14 protein-coding genes are annotated in these 17,375 nt (G+C 45.0%); 1 reads left to right on the forward strand and 13 read right to left on the reverse strand.

All coding sequences use genetic code 11. The annotated features are described in order from the left end of the window. Positions 1-287: 287 nt before the first annotated feature. The 5 genes from glpX to ACIFOD_RS12455 form a co-directional block, all read right to left on the reverse strand. Entirely contained in the window at positions 288-1,250 is a 963-nt protein-coding gene (glpX, locus tag ACIFOD_RS12435) for a class II fructose-bisphosphatase (protein ID WP_034765120.1), read from the reverse strand. Positions 1,251-1,646: 396 nt separating this feature from the next. Next, positions 1,647-2,930: a UDP-N-acetylglucosamine 1-carboxyvinyltransferase gene (locus ACIFOD_RS12440; RefSeq protein ID WP_113969252.1), complete on the reverse strand. Its 1,284-nt coding sequence runs from the start codon at positions 2,928-2,930 to the stop codon at positions 1,647-1,649. A gap of 190 nt (positions 2,931-3,120) precedes the next feature. Continuing rightward, entirely contained in the window at positions 3,121-3,762 is a 642-nt protein-coding gene (fsa, locus tag ACIFOD_RS12445) for a fructose-6-phosphate aldolase (protein WP_397553698.1), read from the reverse strand. A gap of 176 nt (positions 3,763-3,938) precedes the next feature. Next, positions 3,939-4,799 (reverse strand): class IIb fructose-bisphosphate aldolase FdaB, encoded by an 861-nt coding sequence (gene fdaB, locus ACIFOD_RS12450; RefSeq protein WP_113969254.1) that lies wholly within the window; start codon positions 4,797-4,799, stop codon positions 3,939-3,941. Between the two features lie 179 nt (positions 4,800-4,978). Next, entirely contained in the window at positions 4,979-5,341 is a 363-nt protein-coding gene (locus ACIFOD_RS12455) for a response regulator (protein ID WP_148971206.1), read from the reverse strand. A 203-nt stretch (positions 5,342-5,544) separates the two neighbouring features. On the opposite strand from ACIFOD_RS12455, the gene ACIFOD_RS12460 reads away from it, so the two are divergent. Continuing rightward, a complete protein-coding gene (locus ACIFOD_RS12460; RefSeq protein WP_430314927.1) occupies positions 5,545-6,069 on the forward strand; it encodes a DUF2529 domain-containing protein in 525 nt (174 codons plus the stop codon). Between the two features lie 382 nt (positions 6,070-6,451). Here ACIFOD_RS12460 and ACIFOD_RS12465 read toward each other — a convergent pair whose 3' ends face one another. The 8 genes from ACIFOD_RS12465 to ACIFOD_RS12500 all read right to left on the reverse strand — a co-directional run bounded on the left by ACIFOD_RS12465 (position 6,452) and on the right by ACIFOD_RS12500 (position 17,271). Further along, a complete protein-coding gene (locus ACIFOD_RS12465) occupies positions 6,452-8,056 on the reverse strand; it encodes a CTP synthase (protein WP_430314928.1) in 1,605 nt (534 codons plus the stop codon). 496 nt (positions 8,057-8,552) lie between these two features. Further along, positions 8,553-9,122, reverse strand: coding sequence for a DNA-directed RNA polymerase subunit delta (rpoE, locus tag ACIFOD_RS12470; protein WP_430314929.1), 570 nt, complete (start codon positions 9,120-9,122; stop codon positions 8,553-8,555). Positions 9,123-9,282: 160 nt separating this feature from the next. Then, the gene (locus ACIFOD_RS12475; protein WP_430314930.1) at positions 9,283-9,465 is read right to left on the reverse strand and encodes a hypothetical protein; all 183 of its coding nucleotides are present in this window, start codon (positions 9,463-9,465) and stop codon (positions 9,283-9,285) included. Between the two features lie 458 nt (positions 9,466-9,923). Next, complete coding sequence (gene icmF / locus ACIFOD_RS12480) at positions 9,924-13,190, reverse strand: fused isobutyryl-CoA mutase/GTPase IcmF (protein WP_430314931.1); 3,267 nt, start codon at positions 13,188-13,190, stop codon at positions 9,924-9,926. Beyond that, complete coding sequence (locus tag ACIFOD_RS12485) at positions 13,187-13,840, reverse strand: TetR/AcrR family transcriptional regulator (RefSeq protein ID WP_397553692.1); 654 nt, start codon at positions 13,838-13,840, stop codon at positions 13,187-13,189. Before ACIFOD_RS12485 ends, icmF begins: the two co-directional genes overlap by 4 nt. A 97-nt stretch (positions 13,841-13,937) precedes the next feature. Further along, on the reverse strand, positions 13,938-15,077 hold the full coding sequence (locus ACIFOD_RS12490) for an acyl-CoA dehydrogenase (RefSeq protein WP_430314932.1): 1,140 nt from the start codon (positions 15,075-15,077) through the stop codon (positions 13,938-13,940). Positions 15,078-15,253: 176 nt separating this feature from the next. Next, the gene (locus ACIFOD_RS12495) at positions 15,254-16,390 is read right to left on the reverse strand and encodes an acyl-CoA dehydrogenase (RefSeq protein WP_430314933.1); all 1,137 of its coding nucleotides are present in this window, start codon (positions 16,388-16,390) and stop codon (positions 15,254-15,256) included. A 29-nt stretch (positions 16,391-16,419) separates the two neighbouring features. After that, on the reverse strand, positions 16,420-17,271 hold the full coding sequence (locus ACIFOD_RS12500) for a 3-hydroxybutyryl-CoA dehydrogenase (RefSeq protein ID WP_430314934.1): 852 nt from the start codon (positions 17,269-17,271) through the stop codon (positions 16,420-16,422). Positions 17,272-17,375: the final 104 nt, after the last annotated feature.

Genomic DNA, 17,375 nt, shown 5'->3' on the forward strand with positions numbered 1-17,375 from the left:
AGAAGGGTAGATTTTTCTAAAAATGAAGAAATATGTTGAAGCATAAACTAATAGAAAAAATGCTGAAGATAAAACCTTATCTATTGTAACCATACTTTTAATTAAGAATCAATGACTGGGTAAAAAAAGGAAGGTAATTTTGTAGATAGGCAGCATTTTTTCACCTATGAAGAAAAAAAGTGAGTGATAAGAGTGGTCATGGGCAGAAATGGTAAGACACTCTGCCCATCCCTCATCTCTTATTAAGAAGAGTTGGTTTCTCTCTCAGTGTTACTTATATCTTTTTATTATCTCATGACCAGGTTTGGTTTTTTCTGAAGACTGTGGCGGCCGTCTATGAAGCGAACGGTACCAGATTTGGCACGCATAACCACAGAATGAGTCAAGCCGTATGTCCCTTTAAGCTGAACACCTCTTAACAGTTCGCCGTCCGTGACACCTGTTGCCGCAAAGATCGCATCGTCACCGCATACGAGGTCTTCCATTCGAAGGATCTTGTCCACATCCAGCCCCATGCTGATACAGCGTTGCAGTTCGGCATCGTTCTGTGGTAAAAGCTTTCCTTGAATTTCTCCACCTAAGCATTTCAACGCTACGGCAGCGAGTACTCCCTCTGGAGCGCCACCGGATCCGAATAAGATATCGACACCCGTATGATCGAATGCCGTGTTCATAGCTCCTGCTACGTCACCATCATTGATCAGTTTGATACGAGCCCCAGCTTCTCTCAGCTGTTGGATGATATGCTCATGACGAGGACGATTTAAGACCGTTGCCACTACGTCTTCGATATCCTTATTCTTTGCTTTCGCAACGGCTTTCAGATTATCGATAACAGAAGCGTTGATATCGATTTCCCCGACCGCTTCTGGTCCTACTGCGATTTTATCCATATACATATCCGGTGCGTTCAGTAGGTTTCCGTGGTCTGCCACCGCGAGTACCGCCAGTGCATTCCAGCCTCCGGAAGCAACGATATTCGTTCCTTCCAACGGATCGACGGCCACATCTACACGTGGACCATAGCCTGTCCCTAGTTTCTCACCGATATAAAGCATTGGAGCTTCATCCATTTCACCTTCACCGATTACAACTGTTCCCTTCATCGGTACTGTATCGAATACATCGCGCATGGCAGAGGTTGCAGCATCATCTGCTTCATCCTTCTTACCGCGACCCATCCAGCGGGCCGATGCAAGGGCAGCCCCTTCTGTTACTCGAACAAGCTCCATTGATAAACTTCTTTCCATGTATATAGCCTCCCGTAATCCCTTTTGTTTTACAATTTTCTTTAATTGTATAACATATTAACAGATTTATTGTAACACATTGAAACGATTAGAGAGACTTTTTTTCGAAAAAAGTAGGACACAATGGTTCATTCAGGTAGAAAAGAACTGGTCATATTGGAAATATTTAAGTTTATCCATAAAAAGCGAGTAGTGGTTGATTTCCGCTCCAGGTGCTCGCTTTCCGCGGGGCGTGAGTTGAGCCTCCTCGGGCTTTGCCCTGCGGGGTCTCAACTTTCCCGCTATTCCCCCAGGAGTCGAGCACCTTCCGCTCCAATCAACTTAGTTTTATATGCTTTTTCATAAAATAATTTAAAACAACAATCTCTTGAAAAACTTTCAAAACGCTTTACGAAATTACGACTTCATCTGCTCCAGCTCTTCGGCTGACATTTTTTCACGCCAGATGGTTGCGCCCAGGCCTTCAAGCTTGGCAACGAGGTCGCTGTAGCCGCGGTCGATGTGCTCGAGGCCGGTCACTTCAGTGATTCCTTCTGCCATTAAGCCGGCGATGACAAGAGCTGCTCCTGCGCGGAGGTCACTTGCTTTCACTTTGGCACCTTGTAATTGTACAGGTCCATTGACGATGGCCGAGCGACCTTCTACCTTGATCGTCGCATTCATTCTTCTCAGTTCATCGATATGCTTGAAGCGGGCTGAATAGATGGTGTCCGTTACGACAGCAGAACCTTCTGCCCTGTTCAATAATGTGGTGAACGGCTGCTGCAGATCTGTCGGGAACCCTGGATACACCAATGTTTTTACATCAACCGATTTGAGCTTGTCCGCTCTTCCGATGTAGATCTGGTCGTCATTTGTTTCAACGGGTACGCCCATTTCACGCAGCTTGGCGATGACCGATTCCATATGTAATGGGATAACGTTGTCAACGAGCACGCCTTTACCGACTGCTGCTGCAAGGATCATGAACGTTCCCGCTTCAATGCGGTCAGGAATGATTGTGTGACGGCAGCCGTGAAGCTCGTCTACACCATCAATGCGGATCACATCGGTTCCCGCTCCTTTGATCTTCGCGCCCATATTACTTAGTAATGTAGCTACGTCAATGATCTCAGGTTCTTTTGCCGCATTTTCAATGATCGTTCTGCCTTTTGCGCGTACAGCGGCAAGCATGATGTTAATGGTTGCTCCTACACTGACTACATCAAGATAGATGCGGGCACCCCTTAATTCATCGGCACGCAAATAAATCGCACCCTGTTCATTCGTCACTTCTGCTCCAAGAGCCTCGAAGCCTTTAATGTGTTGATCAATCGGACGTGGACCAAGGTGACATCCACCCGGTAATCCGATGACCGCTTTTTTGAATCGTCCAAGCATCGCTCCCATTAAATAATAAGAAGCACGAAGCTTTTTCACCTTCCCGCTTGGTAAAGGCATGGACACCATTTGACTTGGATCTACATTCATATCCCCATCTTCCAGGTTGACTGAACCACCGATCTCTTCTAAAAGATCTTTCAGTGTCTGTACATCAGAGATGTCTGGTAACCCTTCGATTGTGACTGGTGAATCAGCAAGAATGGTTGCCGGGATCAAGGCTACCGCACTATTTTTGGCCCCACTGACTTTAATGGTTCCTTCGAGGGGATAACCTCCTGCAATTTTTAACTTTTCCATATTAAACTCCCTTCCACTGTTCATTGATGAGGAAGCCCCAATGGCTGTCAGACTCCGCACACCAAAAACAAAAAGGATTATTTTTCCAAAAGAAGACGTTCTAAGAGGTATTGTCTACTAGTGTATACATAATTCGTCAAAACATGTATAGGATAAAAGAATTTTTTTTGCTAGACCAATTGACTTACGATTAGCGGTTGTTCCAATCATTCAGGAATGCGTCGATTCCTTTATCCGTCAGGGGATGCTGGAACAATTGCTTCAACACTTTCAGAGGCACTGTCGCAATATGAGCCCCTCTTAAGGCAGCTTCCGTAATATGCTGTGGATGACGGGTCGACGCCGCAATGATTTCTGTTTCTAGTCCGTGAATCGCAAAGATTTCAGCAATCTGGGAGACCAGCTCCAGTCCATCATGACCGATATCATCTAACCTTCCTAAAAAAGGTGACACGTATGTCGCTCCGGCACGAGCCGCTAAAAGTGCCTGGTTCGCACTGAAAATCAGCGTGACATTTGTCTTGATCCCTTCTTTAGCAAAAGTAGATGCAGCCGTCAGACCATCTGGTGTCATTGGAAGCTTCACCGTAATATTTGGCGCAATCTTTGCAAGCTCCCTGCCTTCTTTGATCATGCCTTCAGCATCTAACGCGATGACTTCAGCGCTTACGGAACCAGGGACTAAGTCCGTGATTTCCTTTAATCGATCTTCGAATGTTACGTTTTTTTCTTTCGCTACAAGCGATGGATTCGTTGTCACTCCTGAGATAATACCCCATTCAAATGCTTCTTTGATTTCACTCATGTTTGCTGTGTCTATGAAAAATTTCATTACCTCTACCCCATTTTCGACAAAATTTTCAATCATCTTTTAATGAACGGAAGGGACTGACCCAAAAAGGTATCAAACCTCTCCTGGTGCCAGTCCCATCCTACCGCTTCATTCTTTTTTTACCACATTCGGAAAGCCTGTAATCTATCATGAAGGACTTTCCAAACATTACCTATCTATTTAGCTTGGTTAGAAGAACCAAATTCGCGCATTTTGCCAGCAACTGTCGTTTTGATCGCTTCACGGGCAGGACCCATGTATTTACGTGGATCATATACTTCTGTGTCAGCTGCAAGTACTTCACGTACTGCTTTAGCAGATGCAATTTGATTTTCAGTGTTTACGTTGATTTTTGCTGTTCCGAAAGAAATCGCTTTTTGGATGTCTTTTGTCGGAATTCCAGTACCACCGTGAAGTACTAGAGGTACACCAGCCGCTGCACCGATTTCTTCCATTTCTTTGAATCCAAGATTCGGTTCACCTTTGTAAGGACCGTGAACAGAACCAAGTGCAGGTGCCAGTGTATCGATACCAGTACGCTCTACTAATTCTTGACACTCTTTAGGATCTGCATAGATAACGCCATCTGCTATTACGTCATCCTCTTGTCCACCAACAGTTCCAAGCTCAGCTTCAACAGAAACACCTTTAGAGTGAGCATATTCAACCACTTTAGAAGTGATTTCAATGTTTTCCTCGAAAGGACCGTGAGAAGCGTCGATCATGACAGAAGTGAAACCTGCATCGATTGCTTCTTTACATTTGTCATAGCTTGAACCGTGGTCTAAGTGAATCGCAACAGGTACTGTGATGTTCAGGTCTTCCATAAGACCTTCGACCATTTTCACAACTGTTTTGAAGCCGCTCATGTAACGGGCTGCCCCTTCAGAAACACCAAGGATGACAGGTGATTTTTCTTCTTCAGCAGCTTGTAGGATCGCTTGAGTGAACTCAAGGTTATTCAGGTTGAATTGACCTACCGCATAGCTGTTTTCTTTTGCTTGAATTAGCATGTCTTTCATTGAAACTAAAGGCATAGTAATTTCCTCCTTTTATTCAGTCAGTGAACCATTCTAGTAGAAATGGCGGTGTATTTATAGCACCATGTGACATTGTTTACAATTTCACTTGTATCATACCAAAACAGAATTGATTTTACCAACTGCAGAGGCGAATTGATAAAAATACTACTATTTTCACTATTCAAATAATACGATCAAGCTGGAATATATTGTTTCACAGCCTGCCTGATGTCGTCGATATCAAACGGTTTCGCAAAGTGAGTAAGCGCTCCTAAGTCCTTTGCTTCCTGAATCATGTCCAGTTCACCGTACGCCGTCATAATAATCACGCGGATATCTGCATCCTTCTGCTTCATTCTCTTCAAAATTTCGATTCCATCCATACCCGGAATCTTCATATCCAGCAAAACCAAATCAGGGGAATGCTGATCTACAATTTCAAGAGCCTGGATTCCGTTCGCTGCCTGAAATGTTTGGTAGCCTTCCTTTTGTAACACTTCATTTAATAGAATCCTAATACCAAATTGATCGTCTACAATAAGAATTTTCTCGTTCATCCATCCCAATCCCCTTCATATTAAAGTAAATTATGTATCACTACACTAAATAACCGGCTAATAATTGTATATTTATTACTAATTCTCTTTTTACTGTAAAAAATCCTGCTTCTAATCAAGATTTTACTTAAGACCTTTTCCCCCTTTATAATAAGCGTTACGATGACAAATGTCGAAGCTGAATTATAAGGAGAGTTTATTCTATGATAAAAATGTTCACGACACAGTTAACAGGACTGTTCAAACGCATTTATGATAAGCAGGAATTCGAAATCGAAGACGGTGCCCGCCTGCTGGCACAAGCCGCCATCGGACAAGGAAATATCTACATTAAGGGCTACGGGGAAATGGAAGCAGTTACAGCCGAGGCTTTGTTTGGTGCTGAACCTCTTCCTTCTGCTAAAAGATACGATGGTTCCACCGAGCTGACGGAAGCTGATCGTGTATTAGTCGTCAGCCGTTTTTCAACTGATGAGGAAGCCGTGAAGTTAGGGAAAAGACTGGCTGATGAAGGTGTGCCATTCGTGGCTGTCTCTGGATTGGTAGAAGGTGAAGAGAATCTGGTGGACTTTGCCGATGTCCACTTAGATACGAAAGTGATCAAGGGCATGCTTCCAGGCGATGAAATCGGTGAGCGAGTGAGCTTTCCTTCCAGCATGGCGGCGCTTTATCTTTATTTCGCCCTCGGGTTTGTGATCCGTGAGATGTTGGAGGAGTATGAGGAGTAATAGATGGGCCCGTTCTGGTTGGGGACGGGTTTTTTGATGGATATGGTCTGAGAGACGCGCGTGAAATTTGTCGTTTATTGTAGAACGGTCGATATCCTGAAAATTAGGTTGATATATTGAAAATACGGTTGATAAATCCGATTAACGGTCGATAAATTTGAATTTCGGTTGATAAATCTCCATAACGGTCGATAAATTCCGATTCCCCTTAAAAATTGGCCATCCACACCCTTTTCATGACTCCAATCAGCCTGATAAGTGCATTCTTCCCTCTCAAAGGATCATTTCCTATCCTTCGACGAATTCCACTCTCCATAAAACAAAAAAACCGCCCTCCCAAACAAGGGAAAGCAGTTCCAAAAATCAAGTCTTATTTCTAATCTTATTTCTCACCATACGCCAGTGATGCTTCCACGAAGTCTCTGAATAGAGGCTGCGGGCGTGTCGGGCGTGAGGTGAATTCAGGGTGGAATTGAGATGCGACGAACCATGGGTGGTCGCTTAGCTCGATGATTTCCACAAGACGGCCATCAGGGCTTGTGCCTGAGAAGATGAAGCCGGCTTCTTCCATTTGCTCACGGTAGTGATTGTTGAATTCGAAGCGGTGGCGGTGACGCTCGTAAACCACTTCTCCATCATAGGCTGCATAGGCTTTTGAACCTTTTGTCAGCTTACATGGATATAGTCCGAGACGCAGTGTTCCACCAAGATCTTCGATGTCCTTTTGTTCCGGTAACAGATCGATGACCGGATATGGCGTTTCAGGATTCAGCTCTGCAGAGTGAGCCCCTTCCAACCCAAGAACATTACGTGCATATTCTACAGATGCCAGCTGCATACCAAGGCAGATTCCAAGGAAAGGAATCTTGTTTTCACGGGCATATTGAGTCGCAGCGATTTTCCCCTCTACTCCACGGTCACCGAAGCCGCCTGGTACAAGGATTCCATCTACATCTGCCAGTTTTTCTGCTACGTTTGCGTTGTCGATCAGCTCAGAGTTCAACCATCTTACTTCGATGTCGCTATCGAATTGATAGCCGGCGTGACGAAGGGCTTCCACTACTGAGATATACGCATCCTGTAACTCAACATATTTCCCTACCAGGGCAATTCTTGTTTTACGAGACAGGTTTTTCACGCGATCAACGAGTTCATTCCACTCGGTCATGTCTGCTTCGTGGCAGTTAAGTTTCAAGTGCTGACATGTGATTTCATCAAGCTTTTGATCCTGTAGCGCAAGTGGTACAGAGTAAAGTGTGTCTGCATCCATTGCTTCAATTACAGCATTTTTATCAATATCACAGAATAACGCGATTTTGTCTTTCATGTCTTGAGTCATTGGCATTTCAGTACGCACGACGATGACATTTGGTTGGATACCAAGACTGCGAAGCTCTTTTACGCTATGCTGAGTCGGTTTTGTTTTCATTTCACCCGCTGCTTTGATGTAAGGTATAAGAGTACAGTGGATGTACATCACATTGTCACGGCCTACATCGCTCTTGATCTGGCGAATCGCTTCAAGGAATGGCAGAGATTCGATATCCCCGACCGTTCCACCGATTTCCGTGATCACGACATCTGAATTCGTCTCCCGTCCAGCGCGGTATACGCGTTCTTTGATTTCGTTTGTAATGTGTGGGATAACTTGTACAGTACCACCAAGATAATCACCGCGACGCTCTTTTTTCAGTACAGTTGAATAGATTTTACCCGTTGTGACAGAGCTGTATTTCGTCAGGTTAATGTCAACGAAACGCTCATAGTGACCTAAGTCAAGATCCGTTTCCGCACCATCATCTGTTACGAATACTTCACCGTGCTGATAGGGACTCATCGTTCCCGGATCCACGTTGATGTATGGATCGAACTTCTGGATCGTGACACTCACTCCACGGTTTTTCAATAGTCTGCCAAGGGACGCTGCTGTGATCCCTTTCCCTAGTGACGACACTACGCCGCCTGTTACGAAAATATACTTAGTCATGTATATGTCCCCCTTCAAAGTAAGTTTGGTTCAAAAAAAGTAGAGGGTGTCTCTTATGTAGGTATGTCATGAATTTATCTTGTTCAAAGAAGGACAAGTCCATTCCTTTAAAATAAATTCATCTGCATTAACCAGCTAAAAGACAGCCTCTTATTATCAATATACATAAAAATGTAAGGGGTCTTAAAGAATCGATCCGCCACACATAAAGGAATAGACAATACCCTGTTACGTCAAAGCTTTCTTCTTATAAAATAAAAAAAGCCCCACTTACAAACATGTAAGGGGAGCGTTGTATACGTAATTCGTCCTTTTTTAAGGAGCCCAAATAAAATACTACCTTCCTCAAAGAAAGAAGTCAAGCATAGAATGATGAGGGAATTTTCAATCAATGGCATCACCTGGTGCACAAGGCCCGAGTCCATAAAAAAACCCATCAAAAAGGCCAAAAGCGCCTTTTTTGATAGGTTCGTCAGATGCTTATATGAGGTGAAGATTATTTATCTTCCTTTTCCTCATTAAGCTCTTCTTCTTCTTCGTCTTCGTCGTCTTCATCGAATTCATCGATTTCAAGTTCTTCCTCGTCTTCATCGATGTCCAGATCTTCATCTGCATCGGCGTCAACGGCATCTACATCGTCGTCGTCATCTGTCAGATCATCGTCATCGTCCGTGTCATCAAGATCATCATAATCAAGATCTTCATCGTCCAGATCATCGAAGTCTTCAAGGTCTAAATCTTCATCGACTTTCTTCTTCGCTTTTTTCTTTTTGCTGGATTTCATCGTTGGAACCGTTTCTTCCTCGATTTGATCCACCGGATACCATTCTCTTAATCCCCAACTGTTATCGCCCATGGCAATAAAACGTCCCTCGACATTAAGATCCGTATAGAATTGAAGTAAGCGGCTGCGAACCTCTTTTTCAGAAATTCCAAGCAAACCTTTAATTTCTTTGACTATGTCTTCGAAAGGCATTGCTTTCTTTTTCTCTGTTAAAATCTCATGTGCCAACTCAATAAATGATGTTTGACGTAATTCTTCTTTGGATAACTGCTTAAGACTCAATTAACGCACTTCCTTTCTGTATTTCAAACTCTACTAAGTAGAGTAAAAAAGGGCAAAAATTCTCCATTATCAATTCTAACCATATTCATCATTATAAACAATAGAAAAGACTTTATGCTATACCTATCTGGTTTTTCTTGCATTTTTTTCACAACTGGGGTCAGGAGGGTCTGCCGCTTTCCCATTTTTCTTCTTTTTCACCGTTTCGAATCACACGGAACGCTTCGTAGAAAAGATAGAAAGAGAGCAGAAAAAAAGGAATCGCTCCTAATTGCAATTGATATAGTACTACTGCGGCGAATATGATGATGGCTAATAGTATATAACGAAAAATGGTCTTCACAGTCTCACATCCAAACGTATGTATCGTTCTTACCCTCTCACTTATCTGACAATTCTCATTATATAGGAAATGATACCCGACTACTATTAAGATCGTGTTAAAAATTGGTTGATTTTGTTTAAAGGATAGACGATTTGGTGAGTTTTTAAACTCATTTCGTTTATTTTGGCATGTGCTCTGTATTTAATATATTCTTTTCTTAAACTTTGTTGCTATTTAACCTTGAGCGAGTAGTGTTTGATTTCCGCTCCAGGCACTCGCTTTCCGCTCCAATCAACTTAGCTAAGACTACTTTCGAATTCATAAGACCGACCTGACCTAAAAAGTATTGAAATCAGCCTTAAAGAAACACAACTCCCCCATCGCTATGAATATGACCATTGGCCATCGTAAAGAATGCCCACCTAGAAAAAGAGACCACTGCATCCCTACAGTAGTCTCATCTTCTTCATGATTTTTTACATGTTACGACGGTATTGTCCGCCTACTTCGTAGAGGGCGCGTGTGATTTGGCCGAGACTGGCTACTTTCACCGTTTCCATCAGTTCTTCAAAGATGTTTCCTCCGTCCACGGCTGCTTGTTTTAGGCGGGCCAGTGCTTCTTCGGATTTGTCCTTGTGTTGTGATTGGAAGTCTCGCAGATTATGAATTTGTGTTTCTTTTTCTTCCTTCGTTGCACGTGCAAGTTCCATGCTGTCCATTTGTTCCTCTGAGGGTGGAGTTGGGTTCAGGTACGTGTTCACTCCCACGATCGGAAGTTCCCCGGAATGCTTTTTCATTTCGTAGTACATGGATTCCTCTTGGATTTTCCCGCGTTGATATTGGGTTTCCATCGATCCAAGCACGCCGCCTCGATCATTCAGGCGATCAAATTCTGTCAGAACCATTTCTTCCACTAGATCGGTCAGCTCTTCTGCGATGAACGATCCTTGAAGCGGATTTTCATTTTTCGATAATCCGTGTTCTTTCGTGATGATCATCTGAATCGCCATGGCACGGCGGACCGATTCCTCTGTAGGTGTCGTGATGGCTTCATCATAGGCATTGGTATGCAGGGAGTTACAGTTATCCTGCAGGGCCATCAGGGCTTGAAGTGTCGTACGAATATCGTTAAAGTCAATTTCCTGGGCATGAAGGGAGCGACCCGATGTTTGAATATGATACTTCAACTTTTGACTTCTCTCATTGGCGCCGTATTTATCACGCATCACCGTTGACCAAATGCGGCGTGCCACACGACCGATCACCGTATACTCAGGGTCCAGGCCATTCGAGAAGAAGAACGATAAGTTCGGGGCAAACGCATTGATGTCCATTCCTCGGCTTAAATAGTATTCAACGTACGTGAACCCGTTCGCCAATGTGAAGGCAAGCTGTGAAATAGGATTGGCTCCCGCTTCGGCGATATGGTAGCCGGAAATCGATACAGAGTAATAGTTCCGTACTTTATGATCGATGAAGTACTGCTGGATGTCACCCATCATGCGAAGGGCAAATTCCGTCGAGAAGATACACGTATTTTGTCCTTGATCTTCTTTTAAAATATCTGCCTGCACGGTTCCGCGGACGACTTGCAGCGTCTGTTCCTTTACTTCCACATATTCTTCCACCGTCAATACGCGGCCAAGCTCTTCTTCCTTCATTCGGATCTGCTGATCGATGGCCGTGTTCATATACATGGCAAGGATGATTGGTGCCGGGCCATTGATCGTCATGGATACCGACGTAGAAGGCGCACACAGATCAAAGCCGGCGTATAGCTTCTTCATGTCTTCGAGTGTACAGATGCTCACTCCGCTCTCCCCGACTTTCCCGTAGATGTCAGGGCGGTGATCCGGATCTTCACCATATAAGGTGACAGAGTCAAAGGCTGTACTCAGGCGTTTCGCATCATCATCCTTGGATAGATAATGGAAGCGGCGATTCGTCCGTTCAGGAGTCCCTTCACCGGCAAACTGACGCTTCGGATCTTCCCCTTTTCGTTTAAAAGGAAACACTCCTGCTGTGTATGGGAACGAGCCTGGAACATTCTCTTTGTATACCCAATCCAGAATCTGGCCGTAGTCTTTGTATTTAGGAAGGGATACTTTCGGAATATCGAGTCCCGATAAGCTCTTTGTCTTTAACTCAGTGACGATTTCTTTATCACGGATTTTGGTGATGAATTGATCTTTGCTGTAGGTTTCTTTTAAAGAGTCCCATTTCTCTAAAATCTGTTTTGACTCTGCTGTTAACTTGTTTTCGACTTCATCTTTCAACGTCTGAAGGGATGTTACTAGCCCATCATTCGTTTCCTTTTCGTTAACGGCCTCGATTGCCCCTTCCAATTGGAACAATCTGCGGGCGAGGTTCACCTGCTCTTCGGCTTTTTTATGATAGTTCCGGACCGTTTCCGCAATCTCACGCAGATAGTAACGGCGATTGTTTGGAATGATGACGTTTTGCTTTTCCACATCGACGTCTTTGGAGAAGCTTGTTTTCCAATCCAGTTCCATTTTCTTGTTCACAGTTTCCACGATCGCTGCGAACAAGGCATTCGTACCTGGATCGTTGAACTGGCTGGCGATCGTTCCGTATACTGGCATGTCATCTAAGTCTTTATCAAAAAGCAAGTGGCTGCGCTGATACTGCTTCTGGACCTGGCGCCTCGCATCCTCTGAGCCTTTGCGCTCAAATTTATTGATGACAATAAGATCGGCAAAATCAATCATATCGATTTTCTCAAGCTGGGACGGAGCACCGAATTCACTTGTCATGACATACATGGACATATCACAGATTTCAGCGATTTCCGCATCCCCCTGACCGATCCCGCTCGTTTCAACGACGATCAGATCATAGCCTGCCGCTTTGACCACATTGATGGCATCCTTGATGGCCAGTGAAAGCTCCGTTTTCGAACCACGGGTAGCAAGACTTCGCATATAGACACGTGGATTGAAGATGGCATTCATACGAATGCGGTCCCCAAGAAGGGCTCCGCCTGTTTTTTGTTTCGTGGGATCGATAGAAAGGATTGCGATTTTCTTTTCAGGAAGCTCGTTGATGAAACGGCGGATCAGCTCATCCGTCAAGGAACTCTTTCCCGCTCCACCCGTTCCGGTGATTCCCAGTACCGGAGCTTTTTTCGCTAAGCTCTTTATTTCAGAAAAAACGGTTTGGGCCGTGGCCGCCACTTCTTCATTTGCTCCGACTTGATACTCGGCAAGTGAAATCAACTTCGAAACCGTGTTCACATTTCCAGTCGAAAGCTTTTCAACCTCTTGATTCACGCTTCCCTTGATCGTCGGGAAATCACATTCCTCGATCATGTTGTTGATCATTCCTTGAAGACCATGCTTTCGACCGTCTTCAGGTGAGAAGATGCGGGCAATCCCGTATTCGTGCAGCTCCTTGATCTCACGTGGGATGATGACGCCCCCACCTCCGCCATAAATGCGGATATGAGATGCTCCTCTTTCTTTCAAAAGGTCATACATGTACTTGAAGTATTCTACGTGCCCGCCCTGGTAGGACGAAATCGCGATTCCCTGCACATCCTCTTGTATCGCAGCATTGACGACTTCCTCCACGGAGCGGTTATGACCTAAATGGATAACCTCTGCCCCACTTGCCTGGATAATCCGACGCATTATGTTGATCGACGCATCATGTCCGTCAAACAGACTCGAAGCCGTGACAAAACGAACATGGTGCTTTGGTTTATAAATTTCAACCGTGCTCATATTACTCCCCCTGTTCTCCCTTGTTTTTCAAACCCTATGACGCCTGCAAAAGTGAGTTCGATTTGAAGATTGATGTATTCATCGAGTGTAAACCGCTTCTGAAGTGCCCAGCGACGGAATCCCCACATCTGTCCCTGGACGAATACATTTTGAGCCAGCATATGGATCTGATCTTCATCAAGCTCAAGCTTTCCACTTTCGACACAGCCTATGATAAGGTCTTCCACCATCCCCACCATTTCAAGTTCTTTACGCAGTACATATGGAAGGGCGTCCTTCGATAAAGACTTCGCTTCCTGATACATGACGAGGACTTCATCCTGCATACGGTCCATCACTTTAAAATAATGAGCGATGCCGAGCCTCAAGCTCTCCAGTGTCCCTTTTCCGACATCCAGCTCCTCAAGCTCCAACCGAACCTGCTCATAAATGCTGTCACACACTAAATACAAGACATCTTCCTTTGTTCGAATATATTCATATAACGTTCCGATACTGAATCCGGCGGCCTTTGCGATCTCTCTAGTCGTGGTGCGATGAAACCCCTTTTGTTTAAATAGAGAGACGGCCCCGCGAATCATCTGATCACGCCGCTTTTCTACCAAACGCTCATCCTTAACCGAAGCATGAACTTCCCTCTTCTTATTCAAAATAACCGACCGCCTTTACTATCCATTTCTCCCATTGACCCCATTTTAAGACCAATCTGCCTCATCCCCCAACAAAGCAGATCGTCACAATCAAATATTACTTCGTCACCATCCGCGAAATAACCAATCGCTGAATCTCCTGCGTCCCCTCATAAATCTGCGTAATCTTCGCATCACGCATATAACGCTCTACCGGATAGTCTTTTGTATAACCATATCCACCAAAGATCTGAACCGCTTCTGTTGTCACTTTCATCGCTGTATCCCCGGCCATCAGCTTCGACATCGCCGATTCTTTTCCGTACGGAAGGCCTTCCGACTCTAACCAGGCAGCTTGATAGGTTAATAGACGGGAAGCTTCGATGGACGTCGCCATATCCGCGATTTTGAATGAAATCCCTTGGTTCGCTGCAATCGGCTTCCCGAATTGCTCACGCTCTTTTGCATACTCGACAGACGCATCAAGGGCTCCTTGTGCAATCCCCACCGCTTGAGCAGCAATTCCGTTACGGCCGCCATCAAGTGTCATCATGGCAATCTTGAATCCATCGCCTTCGTTCCCAAGCATGTTCTCTTTTGGTACCCTGCAATCTTCAAATACGATTTCAGTCGTTGGCGATGAACGAATCCCCAGCTTCTTCTCTTTCTTTCCTACAGAGAATCCTTCATATTCTTTCTCTACGATGAACGCACTCGTTCCACGCTGGCGCTGGGAAGGATCTGTCAAAGCGAATACGATATACGTGTCGGCGATTCCACCGTTCGTGATGAAAATTTTAGAGCCGTTCAATACGTAGTGATCTCCTTCTAAACGTGCCGTCGTTTTCATACCGCCGGCATCGGATCCTGAACCCGGCTCAGTCAATCCGTAAGCACCGATCTTCTCACCTTGGGCCATTGGACGAAGGTACTTCTGCTTTTGCTCTTCCGTCCCGAATTTATATACAGGCCAGCCTGCTAAAGACGTATGGGCGGAAAGAGTCACTCCCGTAGACGCACACACTCTTGAAAGCTCTTCAACGGCGATACAGTATGCCAGGTAGTCGCTCCCGATTCCACCGTACTCTTCCGGCCAAGGAATCCCCGTCAGACCAAGCTCAGCCATCTTCTTAAACAAATCCATATCAAAGCGCTCTTCCTCATCACGCTCGGCAGCAGTAGGAGCCACCTCATTCCGCGCAAAATCACGCACCATCTTACGTATCATTTCATGTTCTTCCGATAACTTAAAATTCATTTCAATTCCTCCATATCTATGATCTACTACATACCGGGTCTGGCACCCTTACGATGCAAGCAAAAAAACAAACCCCTTTACGCCAACTAAACATCCCATTTATTTTCAGGTGCCTGACACGCTTCAGAATATCTGCACAAATACACTCTTCCAAAACCTCAAGCTCACCATATCCACTAAACCAACAAATTCTTCCCTATCACCATTCTCTGAATCTCACTCGTACCTTCATAGATCTCCGTCACCTTCGCATCACGGAACAAACGCTCAACCGGATATTCCTTCGTATAGCCATATCCACCGTATACCTGAATGGCTTCCGTTGAGACTTCCACCGCTGTTTTCGAAGCAAAGAGCTTTGCCATGCTCGCTTCTTTCCCACAAGAAATATTGTTCGAACGAAGATTGGCAGCACGGTACACCAGCAGCTTCGATCCTTCAACAGCCGTCGCCATATCTGCAAGCTTAAATCCGATCCCCTGTTGGGCTGCAATCGGCTTACCGAATTGTACGCGCTCTTTGGCATAAGCGGTTGAATAGTCGAAAGCCGCTTCAGCGATTCCCAATGCCTGTGCCGCGATCCCGATCCTGCCGACATCGAGATTCGCCATGGCGATTTTGAAGCCTTCCCCTTCTTTGCCCAGAAGGTTATCAGCAGGGATTTTCATATCTTCAAAGGTCAACTGAACCGTTCTCGAACCGTGGAGACCCATTTTATGTTCGTCTTTTCCAATCACAAGACCCGGTGTATCTTTCTCTACGATGAAGGCTGATACTCCCCGGCTCCCTTTGGACGGGTCCGTTGCCGCAAAGACAATATACGTATCCGCTTCGCCACCATTTGTAATAAAGACTTTTGATCCGTTTAAAACGTAGTGATCGCCACGTTTTTCGGCTTTCGTTTTCAAGCTTTTCGCATCCGAACCTGCACTAGGTTCCGTCAGGCAGAAAGCGCCTAAATATTCCCCTGTCGCAAGCTTTGGAAGGTACTTTTGTTTCTGGTCTTCGTTTCCGAAATAAAGAATCGGATTTGTTCCTACTGAAGTGTGCACAGACAGGATGACCCCGATGGTTGCGCTTACTTTGGACAGCTCATGTATGGCAATGATGTAGGATGTGAAATCCATCTCGGATCCGCCATATTTCTCAGGGATCGTGATGCCCATCAACCCAAGTTCCGCCATTTTATTCAATATCTCTCTCGGGAATTGCCCTTCTTCCATCTTCTCGATAAACGGCTGGATTTCCGTTTCGGCAAAATCCCGTACCATTTTTCTCATCATCTGTTGCTCTTCCGTGAATCGTAACTCCATGAATGGTTCCTCCCTGATGTTCGTCGTTGTTACTCGTATGAATAGAAACCGCGGCCTGTTTTTCTTCCTAACCAGCCGGCTTTCACATATTTTCTAAGTAGCGGGCATGGGCGATATTTGTCATCACCGAAGCCTTCGTGCAGTGTTTCCATGATGTATAGGCATGTATCGAGTCCGATGAAATCTGCAAGAGTAAGAGGACCCATAGGGTGGTTCATACCGAGCTTCATTACTTCATCGATCGCCTCTTTACTCGCGACCCCTTCATACAGCGTGTAGATTGCTTCGTTGATCATCGGCATAAGGATACGATTTGAGACAAACCCTGGAAAGTCCTCTACTTCAACCGGTACTTTGTGGAGGGATTTCGTCATGTCTTCGATCACTTGATACACTTCATCCGTTGTCGCAAGGCCACGGATGATTTCAACCAACTTCATGACCGGTACCGGGTTCATAAAGTGCATTCCGATTACTTGCTGGGGACGCTTCGTCGCTGCAGCGATTTCTGTAATCGGTAGTGAAGAAGTGTTAGAAGCAAGGATCGTGTGCTCCGGAGTTATTTCATCCAGTTGAGCAAAGATTTTTGTTTTGATATCCATGTTTTCAACCGCTGCCTCGATGACAAGGTCTACTTGCTTCGCGTCATGAATATCCGTTGAAGCCGTCAAACGGTTCACTGTAGCTGCTTTTTCTTCTTCTGACATTCTTCCTTTTTCAACGGAGCGCGTCAGGTTCTTTGTGATCACGCCGATTCCCTTTTGAACAAATTCTGCTTTCAAATCGTTCAGGTAGACATCGAATCCCGCTTGTGCACACACTTGAGCGATGCCTGATCCCATTTGTCCTGCCCCGATGACCATTACTTTTTTGATGTTCATTTTGTTCTCCCCTTTGTTATAGCTAGTTATCTAGTTGGTTTAGTTTGCAATTGTAGTTGTAGCTGATCATATTTATACGTTCCAGGTACAACTTAGCCGTTTTG

Origin of the sequence: Rossellomorea sp. NRS-1567, assembly GCF_050467885.1 — a bacterium.
GTDB classification, from domain to species: domain Bacteria; phylum Bacillota; class Bacilli; order Bacillales; family Bacillaceae_B; genus Rossellomorea; species Rossellomorea aquimaris_C.

Coding starts and splice junctions, on each gene's coding strand:
- fsa (WP_397553698.1), bottom strand. CDS start 3,762: ATGAAATTTTTCATAGACACAGCAAACATGAGTGAAATCAAAGAAGCA.
- ACIFOD_RS12465 (WP_430314928.1), bottom strand. CDS start 8,056: ATGACTAAGTATATTTTCGTAACAGGCGGCGTAGTGTCGTCACTAGGG.
- ACIFOD_RS12460 (WP_430314927.1), top strand. CDS start 5,545: ATGATAAAAATGTTCACGACACAGTTAACAGGACTGTTCAAACGCATT.
- glpX (WP_034765120.1), bottom strand. CDS start 1,250: ATGGAAAGAAGTTTATCAATGGAGCTTGTTCGAGTAACAGAAGGGGCT.
- ACIFOD_RS12440 (WP_113969252.1), bottom strand. CDS start 2,930: ATGGAAAAGTTAAAAATTGCAGGAGGTTATCCCCTCGAAGGAACCATT.
- ACIFOD_RS12490 (WP_430314932.1), bottom strand. CDS start 15,077: ATGAATTTTAAGTTATCGGAAGAACATGAAATGATACGTAAGATGGTG.
- icmF (WP_430314931.1), bottom strand. CDS start 13,190: ATGAGCACGGTTGAAATTTATAAACCAAAGCACCATGTTCGTTTTGTC.
- ACIFOD_RS12495 (WP_430314933.1), bottom strand. CDS start 16,390: ATGGAGTTACGATTCACGGAAGAGCAACAGATGATGAGAAAAATGGTA.
- ACIFOD_RS12455 (WP_148971206.1), bottom strand. CDS start 5,341: ATGAACGAGAAAATTCTTATTGTAGACGATCAATTTGGTATTAGGATT.
- ACIFOD_RS12500 (WP_430314934.1), bottom strand. CDS start 17,271: ATGAACATCAAAAAAGTAATGGTCATCGGGGCAGGACAAATGGGATCA.
- fdaB (WP_113969254.1), bottom strand. CDS start 4,799: ATGCCTTTAGTTTCAATGAAAGACATGCTAATTCAAGCAAAAGAAAAC.